The organism is Knoellia sp. B-D-2, from assembly GCF_057714695.1.
The window spans coordinates 854,243-871,806 of sequence record NZ_CM173189.1 but is presented as its reverse complement, the minus strand read 5'-3'; the positions used below and the strand labels follow the sequence as shown (position 1 = coordinate 871,806).

The following is a 17,564-nucleotide window of genomic DNA, read 5'->3' as shown; positions in this document are numbered from 1 at the left end:
GTGACGACCGCGGTGCGCCCTGCCGAGGAGGTGCTCCTCGGCTTCGCGCGCGCCCTCCGGGCCGCCGGGGTCGCGGTGACCGCAGACCGGGAGCGCACCTACCTGCTGGCCGTCTCGACCGTCGGCCTGGACGACGAGGCCGCGACGTATGCCGCGGGCCGGGCCACGCTGTGCGGCTCGCCGTCCGACTTGGAGCGCTACGACCTCGTGTATGCCGCGTGGTTCGGTGCCGAACGCCCCGGCGCGGCCCGCCGTGCGCCCGTCCGGCCCCCGACGACGATGGCCGACCTGCGGGGTGAACCGCCGCCCGGCGAGCCGGGTGAGGACGTCGACCAGGACGCGGTCCGGGCGACGGCCAGCGACACCGAGGTGCTGCGGCACAGGGACATCGCCGCGATGTCCGCGAGCGAGCGCGCGATGCTCACGCGGATGTTCGCGACGCTCCGGCCGCGACCACCGAGGCGGCTCGCCCACCGCCGCAGGCCCTCCCGACGCGGCGACGTCGATGCCCGGGCGACGTTGCGCGACATGCTGCGTCGCCACGGTGAGCCCGGCCCGATCCGCCACCGTCGTCGCACGGACCGGCCCCGCCGCGTCGTCGTGCTGCTCGACGTGTCGGGGTCGATGAGCGCCTACGCCGACTCCCTCCTCCGCCTCGCGCACGTGTGGTGCCGGTCCGACGGTCCCGTCGAGGTGTTCACGCTCGGGACCCGCCTCACGCACGTGACCGCCGCCCTGCGCCAGCCCGACGCGGACCGGGCCCTCGTGGCGGCCGGCCGCGCCATCCCGGACTGGTCCGGGGGCACCCGCCTGGCCGACGGCCTCCGGGTGTTCCTCGACCGCTGGGGGCGGCGGGGGATGGCCCGTGGCGCCGTCGTCGTCGTCATCAGCGACGGGTGGGAGCGGACCGCCCCCGACGCCCTCGCGGAGCAGATGCGCCGAGTGGCCGGGCTCGCCCACCGCGTCGTGTGGGCCAACCCGCACCAGGGCCACGCGGCGTACGAACCGGTGCAGCAGGGCATCGTCGCGGCCCTGCCGTACGTTGACACCTTCGTCGCCGGCCACTCGATGGCCGCGTTCGCCGAGCTCCTGGAGGTGGTTGCCGATGCGTGAGGTCCTCACCGAGCTGCGCCGGTGGTGGGACGCCGGAGAGAGCACCGCCGTCGGCACCGTCGTCGACACCTTCCGCTCCTCGCCCCGCCCTCCCGGCGCCTCGATGCTCGTCGGGCCGAGCGGTGAGGCCGTCGGGTCCGTCTCCGGAGGCTGCGTCGAGGGCGCCGTCTACGAGGAGGGCCAGGACGTCCTGCGCTCCGGCACGGCGCGACTCGTGCACTACGGCATCTCGGACGACACGGCATACAGCGTCGGACTGACCTGTGGGGGACAGCTCGACGTGTTCGTCGAACAGGTCGACCGCGAGACCTTCCCCGACTTCGGCGAGGTCGCCGACGACATCGATGCCGGGCGCCCCGTGGCCGTCGCGACGGTCGTCGCCCACCCCGACCCGGCCCGCGTCGGGAGCCGGCTCGTCGTGCGCCCCGAGACGGTCAGCGGTTCGCTGGGGTCGCGGCGCGCCGACGAGGCCGTCACCGACGACGTGCGCGGGCTGCTCGCCACCGCCCAGACCGAGACGCTGACCTACGGCCCGGAGGGTGAGCGGCGGGGTGAGGGCATGCGCGTCTTCGTCGCCGCCCACGCCCCCAAGCCGCGGATGATCGTCTTCGGCGCCATCGACTTCGCGGCCGCGGTCGCCGAGCTCGGCCACTTCCTCGGGTATGCCGTCACGGTGTGCGACGCGCGCCCGGTCTTCGCGACCCCCGCCCGGCTCCCCGCCGCGGACGAGGTCGTCGTCGCGTGGCCGCACACCTACCTCACGGCCGAGGCGGAGGCCGGTCGGGTCGACGGGCGCACCGTGCTCTGCGTGCTCACCCACGACCCGAAGTTCGACGTGCCGCTCCTCGAGGTCGCGCTGCGGCTGCCAGAGGTGGGCTACGTCGGGGCGATGGGGTCCCGGCGCACCCATGACGAGCGCACGGACCGTCTGCGCGAGGCCGGGCTGACCGACGACGAGCTGGCCCGCCTGTCCTCGCCGATCGGGCTCGACCTCGGCGCGCGCACCCCCCAGGAGACCGCGGTCTCGATCGCCGCGGAGATCATCGCGCTCCAGTGGGGAGGGCACGGCGACCGCCTGTCCGAGCGCGGCGGGCCGATCCACCTGCACGGCTGACCCCGACGCCGTCGGGACGCGGGCGCCGCCACGTGCGGCTGGAACGAGGACTTTCCCCGAACGCTTGCGACGGACGTCGATGTCGGTTCAAGATCAACTACCGCACCACCCGCCCACGGCGAAGGGTCAATGATGACTCGGATTTCGGTCACGGTCGACGGCTCGACCTACAGCGACGAGGTGGAGCCCCGCATGCTCCTCGTGCACTACCTCCGAGAAGTGGTGGGCAGGACGGGGACCGTGATCGGTTGCGACACGAGCAACTGCGGTGCGTGCACCGTGCATCTCGACGGGGTGAGCGTGAAGTCGTGCAACATCTTGGCCGTCCAGGCCGACGGGCACGAGGTGTCGACGATCGAGGGCCTGGCCAAGGACGGTGTCCTCCACCCGATGCAGGAGGCCTTCCGCGAGTGCCACGGCCTCCAGTGCGGCTACTGCACGCCGGGGATGATCATGCAGAGCCTCGACCTCGTGCGGGAGAACCCGCATCCGACCGAGGACGAGATCCGCAAGGGGCTCGAGGGCAACCTGTGCCGGTGCACCGGCTACCACAACATCGTCCGGGCGGTCGACACCGGCGCCAAGGCCATGGCCGCCGCTGGTCCCGCAGGCACGAGCCCCGACCTCAAGGGGGGCGAGTGACGTGACCACCGTTGACGACCGGCCGGACAGCGACACCGCCGTCCCGCAGAAGGAGATCGGACGCGACCGGCGACGCAAGGAGGACCAGCGCCTCATCACCGGTCGGACGAAGTGGACCGACAACATCGTGCTCCCGGGGATGCTTCACCTGGCCATGGTGCGGAGCCCGTTCGCGCACGCGACGATCGGCAGCATCGACGTCGAGCAGGCGAAGGCGGCGCCGGGGGTGGTCGCCGTCATCACGGGTGCCGACATCAAGGACACCCAGGGAGCCATCGCCAACGCGTGGCCGCTCTCCGCAGACCAGAAGACGCCCGACCACCTGCCGATGGCCGTCGACCGGGTGGCCTGCGCGGGTGAGATCGTGGCGTGCGTGGTGGCGCGGTCCGCTGCGGCGGCGCGTGACGCGGCCGAGCTCGTCGACGTCGACTACGACGAGCTGCCGGCCGTCTTCGACGCCCATGAGGCCATGAACGACACGGTGCTGGTCCACCCGGACCTCGGCACGAACAAGTCGGACTTCTGGCAGCTCGACTCCGCCCAGGCGGGCACCGGAGGTGACGTCGACGAAGCCAGCGCGAGGGCCCGCGAGGGCGGGATCGTCATCGAGCGCGAATACCGCCAACAGCGGCTCGTCCCTGCCTTCATGGAACCCCGGTCAACGGTCGTGGACCCCACGGGCGAGCAGATCACCATCTGGACCTCCACCCAGATCCCGCACATCCTCCGGTTCCTCATCGCCGCGACGACGGGGATCTCCGAGGCCAAGATCCGGGTCATCGCCCCCGACGTCGGCGGCGGCTTCGGTGGCAAGCTCCAGACCACTCCGGAGGAGTTCATCACCCTCGCCGCCGCGCGTCGGGTGGGCCGACCCTGCAAGTACACCGAGACGCGTTCCGAGACGATGGTCTCGTGCCACCACGGACGCGACCAGCACCAGAAGCTCACCCTGGCCGCGACCAAGGACGGCGCGGTCACCGGCCTCAAGGTCGAGCTCCTGGCTGACCTCGGGGCGTACGCCGCGATCCTCGGCGGTGGTGTGCCGGTCCTCGGCGCGTGGATGTTCAACGCCATCTACAAGTTCCCCGCCTACCAGTTCAACTGCCAGACGGTGTACACGAACAAGACGTGGGTGGACGCCTACAGGGGGGCCGGGCGGCCTGAGGCGACCTATGGCATCGAGCGGATCATGGACGAGCTGGCAGCAGAGGTCGGGGTGGATCCGCTCGAGATCCGAGCGAAGAACTGGATCACCCACGACGAGTTCCCGTTCACGTCCGTCGCGGGCATGACCTACGACTCCGGCAACTACGAGGCGGCGACGGCGCGGGCGACCGAGCTGTTCGACTACGAGGGGCTGCGGCGAGAGCAGCAGGAGCGTCGCGACCGCCAGGACGCCGTCCAGCTCGGCATCGGCGTGTCCACGTTCACCGAGATGTGCGGGCTCGCACCGTCGCGCATCCTCGGGGCGCTCAACTACGGAGCCGGCGGCTGGGAGCACGCGAGCATCAGGATGCTGGCGACGGGCAAGGTCGAGGTCGTCACGGGCGCGTCAGCGCACGGTCAGGGGCACGAGACGGCGTGGAGCCAGATCGTCGCAGACCGTCTGGGGGTCGCGTTCGACGACGTCGAGGTGCTGCACGGCGACACCATGGTCGCCCCGAGGGGGCTCGACACCTACGGGTCGCGCTCGCTCGTCCTCGGTGGCGAAGCCCTGGTCCGGGCCGCCGACAAGGTCATCGAGAAGGCCAGACCCATTGCGGCGCACCTGCTCGAGGCCAACGTCGACGACCTCGAGTTCACGTCCGGGCGGTTCGGGGTCAAGGGCACGGACAAGGGTCTGTCCATCGGCGAGATCGCGCTGGCGTCGTGGACGGCGCACGACCTCCCCGAGGGGGTCGAGCAGTCCCTCGACTCCGACGCCACGTTCGACGCCGACACGTTCTCGTTCCCGCACGGCACCCACCTGTGCGCCATGGAGGTCGACACCGAGACCGGTGCGAGCCGGATGCGCGCCTACGTCGCGGTCGATGACATCGGCGTCGTCATCAACCCGCTCATCGTGGCCGGGCAGGAGCACGGCGGGATCGTCCAGGGGATCGCGCAGGCCTTGTGGGAGGAGGCCGTGTTCGACGAGAACGGGACGCTCGTGACGGGGTCCTTCGTCGACTACACGCTGCCCACGGCGGCCGACACCATCTCCTTCGTCACGGACAACACGTCGACCCCGTCGACGACGAACACGTTGGGGACCAAGGGCGTCGGCGAGGCCGGGACGATCGCCTCCACTCCCGCCGTGGTCAACGCGATCGTCGACGCGCTGCGGCCGATGGGCATCAACGACATCACGATGCCGTGCACCCCCGAGCGGGTGTGGTCGGCGATCCAGTCGGCCCGTGCCGGCGGGGCGACCGAGACCACCCCCGAGGCCCAGCCGCACTTCGTCGAGGGTGAGCCCAACCAGGATCCCGGCGCCGGAGCCGAAGGAGGCACGCGATGATCCCCGCAACCTTCGACTACCTCGCCCCGACCTCGGTCGAGGACGCGCTCGCGGCCCTCGCCGAGCACGGCGACGAGGCCAAGGTGCTGGGCGGCGGCCAGTCGCTCCTCCCCGTCCTGCGGATGCGGCTGGGCGACCCCTCCGTCGTCGTCGACCTCGGGCGGATCGACACCTTGCGCGGCATCACCGACGACGGCGACCACCTCGTCATCGGCGCGATGACGGCATACGTCGACCTCATCGCAAGCGACGCCGTGCGCGAGCACGCGACCGTCCTCACCAAGGCCGTCGAGGAGGTGGCCGACCCCCAGATCCGCCACCGCGGCACCGTCGGGGGAGCGCTCGTGCACGCGGACCCGGCCGGTGACGTCGCCGCCCCGATCCTCGCGCTCGAGGCCCAGCTCGTCATCACCGGACCGGGCGGAGAGCGGACCGTCCCGGCGAGTGAGTTCTTCAAGGGCCTGTTCGAGACCGCCGTCGGCGACGGTGAGCTGCTCACCGCGATCCGCATCCCGAAGCACACGGGTTGGGGCGGGCACTACGAGAAGTTCGTGCGGGTCGTCCACCAGTGGTCGATCGTCGCCGTCGCGGCGGCCGTGCGCACCGAGGGCGGCACGATCGCCGAGGCGCGCATCGGCCTGACCAACATGGGTCTCACTGCGGTGCGCGCCACCTCGGTCGAGCAGGCGCTCGTCGGCTGCGAGGTCAGCGAGGCAGCCATCGGCGCGGCCTGCGCGTCGGCCGCCGAGGGCACCGAGCCGCCGAGCGACCTCAACGGCAGTGCCGACTACCGTCGCGCGCTGGCCCCCGTCCTCACGAGGCGAGCCGTCCTGGCTGCGGCGGGAGGCTGACCGGTGGAGCTGCACCACGAGTTCACGGTGCCCGCGGACGCCGACCATGCCTGGGAGACGCTGCTCGACCTCGAACGCGTCGGCGGCTGCTTCCCGGGGGCGACCATCACCGAGTTCTCGGACGACGGCTTCTCGGGCACGGTCAAGGTCAGGCTCGGCCCGATCTCCCTCGTGTATGCCGGCTCCGGCACCTTCACCGAACGCGACGCCGCCGCGCGGCGGGCCGTGATCGAGGCCAAGGGCAAGGACAAGCGAGGCAACGGCACCGCAGGCGCCACCGTGACGCTCCAGCTCTCGCCCGTGGGTGAGCAGACCAGGGTCGAGGTCGACACGGACCTCGCGATCACGGGCAAGCCGGCGCAGTTCGGTCGGGGCGTCATGCAGGACGTCTCCGACAAGCTGCTCCGTCAGTTCGTCGACTGCATCGAGAGCCAGTTCGTCGCTCCGGCGGAGGACGGTGCGGCGACGCGCGTGGCGGGCGGGGCGGGCGTGGCGGGCGGGGCGGGCGTGGCGGCCGCCGGGTCGGCGGGCGAGGCGACGCCGCCGACCTCGGGAGGCGAGGAGGCGGACGCCGCCGGGTCGGCGCACGCGGCCATGGCCGCGGCACCGGCCCCGGTGCGGACCCGCGCCGCGACGCGACCCACGCCGGTGGTCGACGACGCGATCGACCTCGGCGCGGTCGCCCTGCCGTCGGCGGTGAGGCAGTGGGGGCCGTATGCCGTGGCCGGCCTCATCGGGATCCTCATCGGCTACGCGATCGGTCGGGACCGCGGCTGACGAGCACCGACGAGGTCAGGCGGCTCGACCGTAGGCGTCCCAGTCGTGCGCGCTGCGCCGGTGGTCGGCGTCGTGCTCGGCCGGGTGGCGGAAGTCGTCGGCCCAGGGGGCCTGCTGCTGACGCCGGTGGTTGCGCTCGAGCGCCCAGACGAAGAGGGCCGTTAGCAACAGTGCGGGGATGAACGGGGCGATGTCGGAGAGGAAAGTGCTCATGGCAAGAGTTTGACGGCCGACGATATCCTGCCACGAGTGGCTGATCTGACGGTCTTGCACAAGATACTGCCAACCTGTCATGCTGGCCGCATGGCCCTGCACTCGATCGCCGTCGTGCTCCAGGATCCGGTCGCCGTCTTCGAGTTCGGCGTGCTCGCCGAGGTCTTCGGCGTGGACCGCACGGACGACGGGGTGCCGCCGTTCGACTTCCGCGTCTGCACCGAGCGTCCCGGGGTGCCGCTGCGCGCCGACGGCGGGACGGCCCTCGTCGCGGCGCTGGGCCTCGAGGCGGCGGCCGACGCCGATCTCGTGGCGATCCCGGCGAGCAGCGCCGCCTTCGCCCCCTCCGACGCCGTCGTGCAGGTCGTGCGTGACGCGGTCGACCGCGGGGCCTGGGTCCTCTCGGTCTGCTCCGGCGCCTTCACCCTCGGCGCGGCCGGTGTCCTCGACGGCCGCGAGTGCACGACCCACTGGCGACACAGCGAGGAGCTCGCAGCGTCGTACCCGCTGGCCAGGGTGAACCCCGACGTGCTCTACGCGCACGACGGGACGGTCATCACGAGCGCCGGCACCGCCGCCGGGGTGGACGCCTGCCTGCACCTCGTAAGGGCCGAGCACGGCGGCGCCGTCGCCAACCGCATCGCCCGGCGGATGGTGGTCTCCCCCCACCGCGACGGCGGCCAGCGGCAGTTCATCGACCGGCCGGTCCCGGTCACCGAGGCCGACAGCCTCGGGCCCGTCCTCGAGTGGATGCTCGAGCACCTCGACGAGCCGCACACCGTCGACCAGCTGGCCCGGCGCTCCTCGATGTCGGGGCGGACCTTCGCGCGCCGCTTCGTCTCTGAGACCGGGACCACCCCGCACCAGTGGATCACCGACCAGCGGATGCTGCGGGCGCGGGAGCTCCTCGAGGAGACCGACCTGTCGATCGACCAGGTCGCGCGGGATGTCGGCTTCGGCAGCGCCGCCCTGCTGCGGCACCACTTCGCCCAGTGCACCGGGCTCACGCCGACCGTCTTCCGAACGCGCCACCGCTCCCCCGCCTGACAGCGTCCGCAACCCTGGTCGCGATGCCGACCAAGGTTGCGGATGCAAGCCGACGCACGCGGGACGGCATACGCCAGCGTCTGCGTGGATGGTCAGAAACCTCACCATCCACGCAGACGCAAGCGGTCACCGGGGGGCGCTCGGCACGAGGCACGTCACCGAGGCCGAGCGGTGGGCGCTCAGGGCCGATCTTCACGAGATCTCCACAGGTCGCGCCCACGGACTCCATCGGCGGGCTCCTAGTGTCAGGGACATGAGCGGAACAGGTGTGGGGACGGCGGCCCCGGCGAGCATGACGGTGCTCATCGTCGAGGACGAGCCCACGATCAACCAGGCGGTCACCGACCGCCTGCGCGCCGAGGGCTACGTCGTCCACCAGGCGCACGACGGCCCCGGTGCGGTCACGGCGTTCCACGAGCACGCCCCCGACCTTGTCGTCCTCGACGTGATGCTCCCCGGCTACGACGGGCTCGAGGTGTGCCGCCGCATCCAGGCCGTCCGCCCCGTGCCGGTCCTCATGCTCACCGCCCGGGACGACGAGACCGACATCCTCGTGGGGCTCGGCGTCGGCGCCGACGACTACGTGACCAAGCCGTTCCGGATGCGCGAGGTCGTCGCCCGCACCCACGCCCTCCTCCGGCGGGTCGAGCGCGCCGCCGAGCTCGCCGCGACGCCGACGCCGACCACCCACGTCGGCGCGGTCCAGATCGACGGCCCGGCGCGTCGGGTCACCGTCGCCGGTACCGAGGTCCACCTCACCCCCCTCGAGTTCGACCTCCTCTCCGCGCTGGCCTCCACGCCCGGAGCGGTGCGCTCCCGCGAGCAGCTCATGGGCGAGGTGTGGGGCTGGTCGGACGCCTCCGGCACCCGCACCCTCGACAGCCACGTGAAGTCCCTGCGCTCCAAGATCGGCGCCGGCCGGGTGCGCACGGTGCACGGCGTCGGCTACGCCCTGGAGGACGCGTGAACTCCGACCAGCCCCTCGAGGGGGTCGGCTCGATCAAGGTCAAGCTCGGGCTCCTCGTCGGCGTGAGCTGCGTCGTCGCCGCGCTCTTCGCGACGATCGGCGAACGAGCCGGTATGCCGGCCTGGCTCACCCTGCCCGTCACCGTCGCCGCCGCCCTGCTCGTCACCCAGTGGCTGGCCCGCGGCCTGACGGCGCCGCTGCGCGAGATGACCGAGGCGACGAGCCGCATGGCGGCGGGCGACTACGGCCAGCGCGTGTCCACGGCGTCCACCGACGAGGTCGGTCACCTCGCCCGCGCGTTCAACGCGATGGCCTCCGACCTCGCCGACGCCGACCACCAGCGCCGGCAGCTCATCGCCACGGTGTCGCACGAGCTGCGCACCCCCCTCACCGCGCAGCGCGCCCTGCTCGAGAACCTCGTCGACGGGGTGGTGCAGCCCGACGACAAGGCGCTGCGCGGAGCCCTCACCCAGTCCGAGCGGCTCAGCGACCTCGTCGGCGACCTCCTCGACCTCTCCCGGATCGACGCGGGCGTGGCGCCGCTCCGGCTCGAGGAGGTCGTCGTCGGCGACGTCCTGCGCCGCGCCGTGGCCGAGGCCGAGCTCGGCGCCCGCCCGGTCCGCTTCGTGTGCCGGGTGGTCCCCGAGGACCTCGCCGTCACCGCCGACCCCGCGCGCCTCGCGCAGCTCGTCGCCAACCTCCTCGACAACGCCGCCCGGCACAGCCCGCCCCACGGCGAGATCCAGCTCGTCGCCTCGGTCCTCGACGACGCCCGCTGGGCGCTCGAGGTCGTCGACGACGGACCCGGCATCCCGGTCGAGAAGGCCGCCAGCGTCTTCAGCCGGTTCGGGACCGGTGACGACTCCGGTGGCGGCACGGGCCTCGGCCTCGCCATCGCTTCATGGGTCTGCGAGCTGCACGGCGGCTCGATCCACGTCCTGCCCACCGAGCCCGGCGCGCGAGGCGCGCGACTGCGCGCGGTGCTGCCACGGCATACGACGAAGAACGCACCAACGACCCCGGAGGTCACCATGACGCCCACGCCCGCGCAGCCCCCCGCCCAGCCCTCCGCACCGCACCCCCAGCCGGCCCTCCCGGACGTGGCGGCACGGCCGGGACCCCCGGCGCTGACCGACACGCTCTTCGGCAGGTTCTGGCCGGAGACCAGTCGCGGGCCACAGCCCAAGCTCCTCATCGGCGCGCTGCTGATCGGCCTCCTGGCGGCGATCATGTTGCCGGACAGACGGATCGGCATGGCCGCCGGACTCGTCGCGCTCCTGTCGGCCGTCCTCATCCTCTCGGCGTCGCGCGAGAGGCGGACGCCGTGGGCGATCGCCTGCGTCGCGGTCGGGGTCGCGCTCACCGCCATGACGGTCCTTCGGGCGGCCGAGTGGATCATGGTGCTGTCGGCGATGATCGCGGCCCTGCTCCTGGCGGCCACCGTCACGCGGGCGCGGTCGTTCGTCAGCATCCCCCTGTCCGCGATGTCGTGGGTGCTCGCCGGGCTGCGCGGCCTGCCGCTGCTCGGCCGGACCCTCAGCGCGACGAGCCGGATGCCGCTGCTGTGGCCGGTGCTGCGGACCGTCGCGATCGCCGCGGTCGGGCTCGTCCTCTTCGGTGGGCTCTTCGCCTCGGGCGACGCGATCTTCGGGTCGTGGGCGCAGTCACTCGTTCCCGACCTGCGTTGGGACTCGATCATCGCGCGGGTCTTCATCTTCGTCTTCGTCGCCGGGGTCTCCCTGGCCGGCGCCTACCTCGCGCTCAACCCGCCGCGCATCGCCGACCTCGACATCCCGCGCAGCGCCCCCGTCTCGCACCGGTGGGAGTGGCTCGTGCCGCTCGGGGTCGTCATCGCGCTGTTCGCGGCATTCCTCGTCGCGCAGGCGACGGCCATGTGGGGCGGTCACGAGTACCTGCGGGAGACCACCGGCCTGACGTACGCCGAGTACGTGCACCAGGGCTTCGGCCAGCTCACCACCGCGACCTTCCTCACGTTCGTCGTCATCGGCATCGCCACCCGCAAGGCGCCGCAGGCGTCGGCCTCTGACCGGCTCGTCCTCAAGGTCGCGCTCGTGACGCTGTGCGTGCTGACGCTCGCGGTCGTCGCGTCGGCGCTCTACCGGATGAGCCTCTACCAGGAGGCGTACGGCTACACGACGCTGCGCGTCTTCGTCGACGGCTTCGAGCTGTGGCTCGGGCTGCTCCTCGTCCTCATGGTCGTCGCGGTCGTGAGGGGCCGGGGCGCGTGGGTGCCCCGGGCGGCGCTGCTGTCCGGTGCGCTGTTCTTCCTCGGCTTCGGGCTGATGAACCCCGACGCCTGGGTGGCGTCCCGCAACCTCGACCGGTTCGAGCAGACCGGCAAGCTCGACACCGCCTACCTGTCCACCCTCGGGCCCGACGCCACCCCGGCGATCCTCGAGCGGCTCGACGACGCGCAGGCGGCGTGCGTCCTCGGGTGGCGCCACGAGTACGACGCGGGGCGCGACGACGTCCTCTCATGGAACATCTCTCGTGATCGCGCCTTCGACGCCCTCGAGGGCGCCGACCTCACCGTTGACGCGGCCACGTGCCGTGCCTTCGGTGACGGGTTCGTGCCGGACGCCACGCGAGGCTGATCGGCCGGCATACCCGCTGGCTGCGTGCGTCCGCAGAGGTGGTCGGGTTCTCGACCAGGGTTGCGGACGCAGCGCGTATGCCGGGTGCGTGCGTCCTCAGAGGTGGTCGGGTTCTCGACCAGGGTTGCGGACGCAGCGGGTATGCCGGGTGCAACGAGGCGGAGGCGGCGGCGTGGGACCGGCATACTCGCGGCATGGACTCGACCACGGTGCTCGTTCTCAACGGCCCCAACCTCAACCTGCTGGGGGAGCGCGAGCCGGAGATCTACGGCAGCGCGACCCTCGCCGACGTCGAGGAGCTCTGCCGAGCGGCCTGCGCAGCCGCTGGGCTGGACCTCGACTTCCGGCAGAGCAACCACGAGGGCCAGCTCATCGACTGGCTGCAGGAAGGGCGGCGCGGGATCGCCGGCCTGGTCGTCAACGCCGCCGGCTACACGCACACCTCGGTCGCGCTGCGCGACGCGATGTCGGCGGTCACCGTCCCGAGCGTCGAGGTGCACATCAGCGACATCCACGCCCGCGAGGCGTTCCGCCACCACAGCTACCTCACGGACGTCACCGGCCACCAGGTCATCGGCCGCGGGGTCACCGGGTACGTCGAGGCGGTTCGATGGGTGGCCGAGCAGCAGGACCGCTAACCTGACGCTCCGGGCCCGTCCGTGGTCTGGGGGAAGCAGGGGCTGGACATGAGGTACCTCATCGCGCTCGTCGTCATCATCGCGATCCTCGCCTACGTGCTCAACCGTCGCGGGTCGAGCGGTCTGGGCGGCGGGACCGAGACGACGGAGAAGGCCCTCGGCCAGTCGACCCACCGCGAGGGCTCCGGCCAGGGCTTCGGCGGCGGCTGAGCGCACCACCGGCCGGGTCGGCGCGGGCGCGTCACCAGGCCGGCCGGCGGGGCGCTACCCCTGAGGGACGAGCTGCTGGAGCGTCCAGCGGTTGCCGTCGGGATCCGGGAAGGTGACGAAACGCCCCCACGGCTGGTCGTCGACCTCGCTCGCGGCGACACCGGCTCCAAGGAGCGTCGCCCGCGTCGCATCGGCATCGTCGACGACGACCTGCACGTTGCGCAGCGACCCGGGCTCGTCCTCGCTGAGCCCCTCGCCGAACGCGATCGAGCACGCGGATCCCGACGGCGTCACCTGGACGAACCTCAGGCCCGGCTGCACCGTCTGGTCGAAGTCGACGTGCCAGCCGAGTTGGCCCTCGTAGAACGCCTTCGCGCGGTCCGGATCGCTCACCGGCACGAAGATGAGCTCGATGCGGTAGTCCATGGCTGCTCCTGTCGTTCTCGACTGGTCGTGGCCCGGACGCCGTCGCCCGGGCGCTGGAGCCGAGGCTACGCCGGACCCCGACAGTCGAGACCCGGCGCCTGACCGGCCCGATCGAGGCATGGCGGTCCCTGACGCACCCGCTCTCGCCTTGGTCGCCGAACCCGTTCGCGGCACGGCGGAGCGGAGGACGCCATCTGGACATTCATCGCTCTTATCATCGTCATCGTGCTCGTGGCTCTGTTCCTCAAGCGCCGCGGCACCTCGGGTGTCGCAGGCAATGTCCGGACCAGCGGGGACACCATGGCGTGGCTGAGCGCGCGGCACCCCGACATGCGGGAGCGCTGACGGGCCATGTCCAGGTGACTTCCCGGTATTAGTAGGACGTCCTACTATCGAAGGCATGACACAGAAGTCGCCCGATCTGCACGTGCCCACGAACCCGGTGCGCATCGTCACCGCGTCCAGCCTGTTCGACGGCCACGACGCGTCGATCAACATCATGCGGCGGATCATGCAGAGCCAGGGCGCCGAGGTCATCCACCTCGGGCACAACCGCTCGGTCCAGGAGGTCGTCGACGCGGCGATCGAGGAGGACGTGCAGGGCATCGCCGTGTCGTCCTACCAGGGCGGGCACGTGGAGTACTTCGAGTACCTCGTCCAGCTGCTGCGCGAGGCCGGCGCCGGCCACGTCAAGGTCGTCGGCGGTGGTGGCGGCGTCATCGTCGCCGACGAGATCGCCCGGCTCCGTGAGGCCGGTGTGACGATCTTCAGCCCCGAGGACGGCCAGCGGCTCGGCCTCGTCGGCATGATCAACACGGTCATCGAGGCCTGCGACACCGACCTCTATGCCGCCGGACCGGCCGACGTCGCCGCGGTCCTGGCGGGGGAGCGCCCGGCCGTGGCCCGGGCCATCACCGGCGCCGAGGTCGAGGCGCTCTCCGACGCCGACCGAGCCGAGCTCACGAAGGCGGCTGCCGGCCGCACCGTCCCCGTCGTCGGCATCACCGGCACCGGCGGCTCGGGCAAGTCGAGCCTCACCGACGAGCTCGTCCGCCGCCTGCGCGTCGACCAGCAGGACAAGCTCCGCATCGCCGTGGTGGCCGTCGACCCGACGCGCCGCCGCGGTGGTGGCGCGCTCCTCGGCGACCGCATCCGGATGAACGCCAACAGCAGCCCCGACGGAGCCTCTCCCGTGTTCTTCCGCTCGCTCGCGACCCGCGGCGGCCGCGAGGTGCCCGAAGCGCTCGAGGACGTCATCACGATCCTCAAGGCCGCGGCATACGACCTCATCATCATCGAGACACCCGGCATCGGCCAGGGCGACGCGGCGATCGTGCCCTTCGCCGACGTCTCGATGTACGTCATGACACCCGAGTTCGGCGCGCAGAGCCAGCTCGAGAAGATCGACATGCTCGACTTCGCCGACCTCGTCGCCATCAACAAGTTCGAGCGGCGCGGTGCGCTGGACGCGCTGCGCGACGTCGGCCGCCAGCTCGTCCGCAACCGCGGCGCGTTCGGCAAGAAGCCCGAGGACATGCCCGTCTTCGGCACCTCGGCCGCGACGTTCAACGACGACGGGGTCACCGCTCTCTACCAGGAGCTGCGCGGGCTGCTCGTCGCCAAGGGGCTCCAGCTCGCCGAGGGCGTCCTGCCGCACGTCGACGTGCGCCACTCGTCGGTGCTGCGCCAGATCGTCCCGGCCGCGCGGGTCAGATACCTCTCCGAGATCGCCGACACCGTCCGTGGGTACCACTCGCAGACGGAGGCGTATGCCGTCCACGCCCGTCGCGTGCAGCGGCTCGAGTTCGTGGACGACGAGCTCGCGGCCGCCGGTCACGTCGAGGACACGGCCCACGCCGTCGATGTTCTTCTGGTCGAGGCCCGCAAGGAGCTCCCGACCGCCGTGGCCGAGGCGATCGAGAGGTGGCCGGCCGTCGTCGAGACGTACGCGGGTGACGAGCAGGTCGTGACGATTCGGGGACGAGAAGGCGCAGAGCTGCACACGCCGTTGTGGAGGGAGTCGTTGTCCGGCAACAAGATCCGCCGGGTGGCAGTGCCGTCCTTCGCTGACAACGGCGACCTCGTGTCGTTCCTGCGCCGCGAGAACCTCCCCGGCTTCTTCCCGTTCACTGCGGGTGTCTTCCCGTTCAAGCGCGACAACGAGGACCCCGCGCGCATGTTCGCCGGCGAGGGCGACCCGTTCCGCACGAACCGTCGCTTCAAGCTCCTGTCCGAGGGGCAGCCGGCGACCCGTCTGTCGACAGCGTTCGACTCGGTGACCCTCTACGGCCGCGACCCCGACCCGCGACCCGACATCTACGGCAAGGTAGGCACCTCCGGTGTGTCGATCGCGACGCTCGAGGACATGAAGGCGCTCTACGACGGGTTCGACCTCACGTCTCCGAGCACCAGCGTGTCGATGACGATCAACGGCCCGGCGCCGACGATCCTCGCGTTCTTCCTCAACACGGTCATCGACGCCGAGCTGGCGAAGTTCACCGAGCGCGAAGGGCGCGATCCGAGCGAGGAGGAGGCGTCCGGCATCCGTGCGTCTGCCCTCACGCAGGTGCGCGGCACGGTGCAGGCTGACATCCTCAAGGAGGACCAGGGGCAGAACACGTGCCTGTTCTCGACCGAGTTCTCGCTGCGGATGATGGCCGACATCCAGGAGTGGTTCATCGAGCAGCAGGTGCGCAACTTCTACTCGGTGTCGATCAGTGGCTACCACATCGCCGAAGCCGGGGCGAACCCCATCAGCCAGCTCGCGTTCACGCTGTCGAACGGCTTCACCTACGTCGAGGCGTACCTCGCGCGCGGCATGGACATCAACGACTTCGCGCCGAACCTGTCGTTCTTCTTCTCGAACGGCATGGACCCGGAGTACTCCGTCATCGGCCGCGTGGCCCGCCGCATCTGGGCGGTCGCCATGCGCGAGAAGTACGGCGCCAACGAGCGCAGCCAGAAGCTCAAGTACCACGTGCAGACGTCGGGTCGGTCGCTGCACGCGCAGGAGATGGACTTCAACGACATCCGCACCACGCTCCAGGCGCTCATCGCGATCTATGACAACGCGAACTCGCTGCACACCAACGCTTTCGACGAGGCGGTGACGACCCCGGGTCCGGACTCGGTGCGCCGTGCGTTGGCGATCCAGATGATCATCAACCGTGAGTGGGGACTCGCGATGAACGAGAACCCGCTCCAGGGGTCGTACATCATCGACCAGCTCACCGACATGGTCGAGGCGGCTGTGCTGGCCGAGTTCGACCGGATCAGCGAGCGCGGGGGAGTGCTCGGTGCAATGGAGACCGGATACCAGCGCGGCAAGATCCAGGACGAGTCGATGGTCTACGAGCACCGCAAGCACGACGGGTCACTGCCGATCATCGGAGTCAACACCTTCCGCAAGCCCGACGCCGAGGGCGGCACGCCGCAACACGTCGAGCTGGCGCGCGCGTCCGAGTCCGAGAAGGAGTCCCAGCTGGCCCGGGTGCGGGCCTACCGCGAGACGCACCGCGAGGAGGCCGAGGTGGCGCTGCAGCGACTGCGGGAGGCCGCGATGTGCGGGGACAACGTCTTCGCCGTCCTCATGGACGCCGCGCGGGTCTGCACCCTCCAGCAGGTGACCGACGCCTTCTTCGAGGTCGGAGGCCAGTACCGCCGCAACGTCTGAGAACCGTTCGAGTCAGCGGCCACTCACCGTCATCGCGTCGCGCGGGAGGCCAGACCCTTGAGCATCCCCTGGGCCATGACGTGGTCGGCCGGCACCACGAGGGCGCGGTAGGCGAGGTCCAGCCATCGTGGCGTGACCCATCCGCGGTTGCGGATGAGCAGCCGGGTGCCGGTGCCGCTCCCGATGGGGGTCGGCGTCAGCGAGAAGGTCCAGACCCAGTCGAGGTCGGCTCCGAAGCGCTCGGCCCAGCCGGGTGGCAGGTGCGTCCGCGAGTGCAGGACGAGCACGGAGGGCGCCTCCGCCAGCTCCACGACGAACTCGGCGGTGCCCGGTGGGCCGTCGGGAACGGTGTCGCCGCGACGGAGGTCTCTCACGAGGGCAGGATCGAGGCGCTCCGCGCTGGGCCAGTTGCCGGGGAAGAGCAGACGGTCGACCCAGCGCGGGGTGTACCAGCCGTCGCGGTGCCATCCGAGCTGGGTGAGCCAGGGCCACACGCGTTCCGGCGGAGCGGCGATGGTCGCGGCATGGTGGGTCACCAGGGTCGGGTGCGCGATGAGCTCGTCCCCGGGAAGCCCACACCGGCGCTCTTGGAACGTGGATCCGGACGTCATCCCCCGCCGGAGCAAGACGGAGTATGCCGCCGCCACCGCGAGGGCTGCGGCGAACCTCCCGTTCGGGTGCACCACACAGGCCTCCTCCGGCCGTGACGCCTGGTTCAGAGAGTGGACGGGCAGGCAGCGGCGGCCTCGAGCGAGGTGAGGACGTCTCGCTGGAGCCT

At 71.5% G+C, this 17,564-nt stretch carries 15 protein-coding genes; 12 read left to right on the top strand and 3 right to left on the bottom strand.

All coding sequences use genetic code 11. The features are described from left to right. From AC3EU2_RS04170 to AC3EU2_RS04145, 6 genes are all read left to right on the top strand, one after another. Nucleotides 1–1,113 (top strand): vWA domain-containing protein, encoded by a 1,113-nt coding sequence (locus tag AC3EU2_RS04170; protein WP_488178468.1) that lies wholly within the window; start codon nucleotides 1–3, stop codon nucleotides 1,111–1,113. Beyond that, nucleotides 1,106–2,227 (top strand): XdhC family protein, encoded by a 1,122-nt coding sequence (locus tag AC3EU2_RS04165; RefSeq protein ID WP_488178467.1) that lies wholly within the window; start codon nucleotides 1,106–1,108, stop codon nucleotides 2,225–2,227. The genes AC3EU2_RS04170 and AC3EU2_RS04165 overlap by 8 nt, the downstream gene beginning before the upstream one ends. 132 nt (nucleotides 2,228–2,359) lie before the next feature. Continuing rightward, a complete protein-coding gene (locus tag AC3EU2_RS04160) occupies nucleotides 2,360–2,869 on the top strand; it encodes a (2Fe-2S)-binding protein (protein WP_488178466.1) in 510 nt (169 codons plus the stop codon). Nucleotide 2,870: 1 nt separating this feature from the next. Next, a complete protein-coding gene (locus tag AC3EU2_RS04155) occupies nucleotides 2,871–5,369 on the top strand; it encodes a xanthine dehydrogenase family protein molybdopterin-binding subunit (RefSeq protein WP_488178465.1) in 2,499 nt (832 codons plus the stop codon). Further along, on the top strand, nucleotides 5,366–6,220 hold the full coding sequence (locus tag AC3EU2_RS04150; protein WP_488178464.1) for an FAD binding domain-containing protein: 855 nt from the start codon (nucleotides 5,366–5,368) through the stop codon (nucleotides 6,218–6,220). The genes AC3EU2_RS04155 and AC3EU2_RS04150 overlap by 4 nt, the downstream gene beginning before the upstream one ends. A 3-nt stretch (nucleotides 6,221–6,223) precedes the next feature. Next, nucleotides 6,224–6,997: an SRPBCC family protein gene (locus AC3EU2_RS04145; RefSeq protein WP_488178463.1), complete on the top strand. Its 774-nt coding sequence runs from the start codon at nucleotides 6,224–6,226 to the stop codon at nucleotides 6,995–6,997. A 15-nt stretch (nucleotides 6,998–7,012) separates the two neighbouring features. Here the strand turns inward: AC3EU2_RS04145 and AC3EU2_RS04140 are convergent, their stop codons facing one another. Next, nucleotides 7,013–7,210 (bottom strand): hypothetical protein, encoded by a 198-nt coding sequence (locus tag AC3EU2_RS04140; RefSeq protein ID WP_488178462.1) that lies wholly within the window; start codon nucleotides 7,208–7,210, stop codon nucleotides 7,013–7,015. Nucleotides 7,211–7,300: 90 nt separating this feature from the next. Here AC3EU2_RS04140 and AC3EU2_RS04135 point away from each other — a divergent pair, with 90 nt between their 5' ends. The 5 genes from AC3EU2_RS04135 to AC3EU2_RS04115 all read left to right on the top strand — a co-directional run bounded on the left by AC3EU2_RS04135 (nucleotide 7,301) and on the right by AC3EU2_RS04115 (nucleotide 12,687). Beyond that, the gene (locus tag AC3EU2_RS04135) at nucleotides 7,301–8,257 is read left to right on the top strand and encodes a helix-turn-helix domain-containing protein (RefSeq protein ID WP_488178461.1); all 957 of its coding nucleotides are present in this window, start codon (nucleotides 7,301–7,303) and stop codon (nucleotides 8,255–8,257) included. 253 nt (nucleotides 8,258–8,510) lie between these two features. Continuing rightward, nucleotides 8,511–9,224, top strand: a complete 714-nt coding sequence (locus AC3EU2_RS04130) for a response regulator (RefSeq protein WP_488178460.1) — start codon at nucleotides 8,511–8,513, stop codon at nucleotides 9,222–9,224. Beyond that, entirely contained in the window at nucleotides 9,221–11,839 is a 2,619-nt protein-coding gene (locus AC3EU2_RS04125; protein WP_488178459.1) for a DUF4153 domain-containing protein, read from the top strand. The genes AC3EU2_RS04130 and AC3EU2_RS04125 overlap by 4 nt, the downstream gene beginning before the upstream one ends. A gap of 194 nt (nucleotides 11,840–12,033) precedes the next feature. Beyond that, a complete protein-coding gene (gene aroQ, locus AC3EU2_RS04120) occupies nucleotides 12,034–12,477 on the top strand; it encodes a type II 3-dehydroquinate dehydratase (protein WP_488178458.1) in 444 nt (147 codons plus the stop codon). 48 nt (nucleotides 12,478–12,525) lie between these two features. After that, nucleotides 12,526–12,687, top strand: coding sequence for a hypothetical protein (locus AC3EU2_RS04115; protein ID WP_156996375.1), 162 nt, complete (start codon nucleotides 12,526–12,528; stop codon nucleotides 12,685–12,687). 54 nt (nucleotides 12,688–12,741) lie between these two features. Here the strand turns inward: AC3EU2_RS04115 and AC3EU2_RS04110 are convergent, their stop codons facing one another. Next, nucleotides 12,742–13,113: a VOC family protein gene (locus AC3EU2_RS04110; RefSeq protein ID WP_488178457.1), complete on the bottom strand. Its 372-nt coding sequence runs from the start codon at nucleotides 13,111–13,113 to the stop codon at nucleotides 12,742–12,744. A gap of 400 nt (nucleotides 13,114–13,513) precedes the next feature. On the opposite strand from AC3EU2_RS04110, the gene icmF reads away from it, so the two are divergent. Continuing rightward, nucleotides 13,514–16,786 (top strand): fused isobutyryl-CoA mutase/GTPase IcmF, encoded by a 3,273-nt coding sequence (gene icmF, locus AC3EU2_RS04105; RefSeq protein WP_488178456.1) that lies wholly within the window; start codon nucleotides 13,514–13,516, stop codon nucleotides 16,784–16,786. Nucleotides 16,787–16,815: 29 nt separating this feature from the next. On the opposite strand, the gene AC3EU2_RS04100 is transcribed toward icmF, so the two are convergent. Next, on the bottom strand, nucleotides 16,816–17,472 hold the full coding sequence (locus AC3EU2_RS04100; RefSeq protein WP_488178455.1) for an SRPBCC family protein: 657 nt from the start codon (nucleotides 17,470–17,472) through the stop codon (nucleotides 16,816–16,818). Between the last annotated feature and the right edge of the window lie 92 nt (nucleotides 17,473–17,564).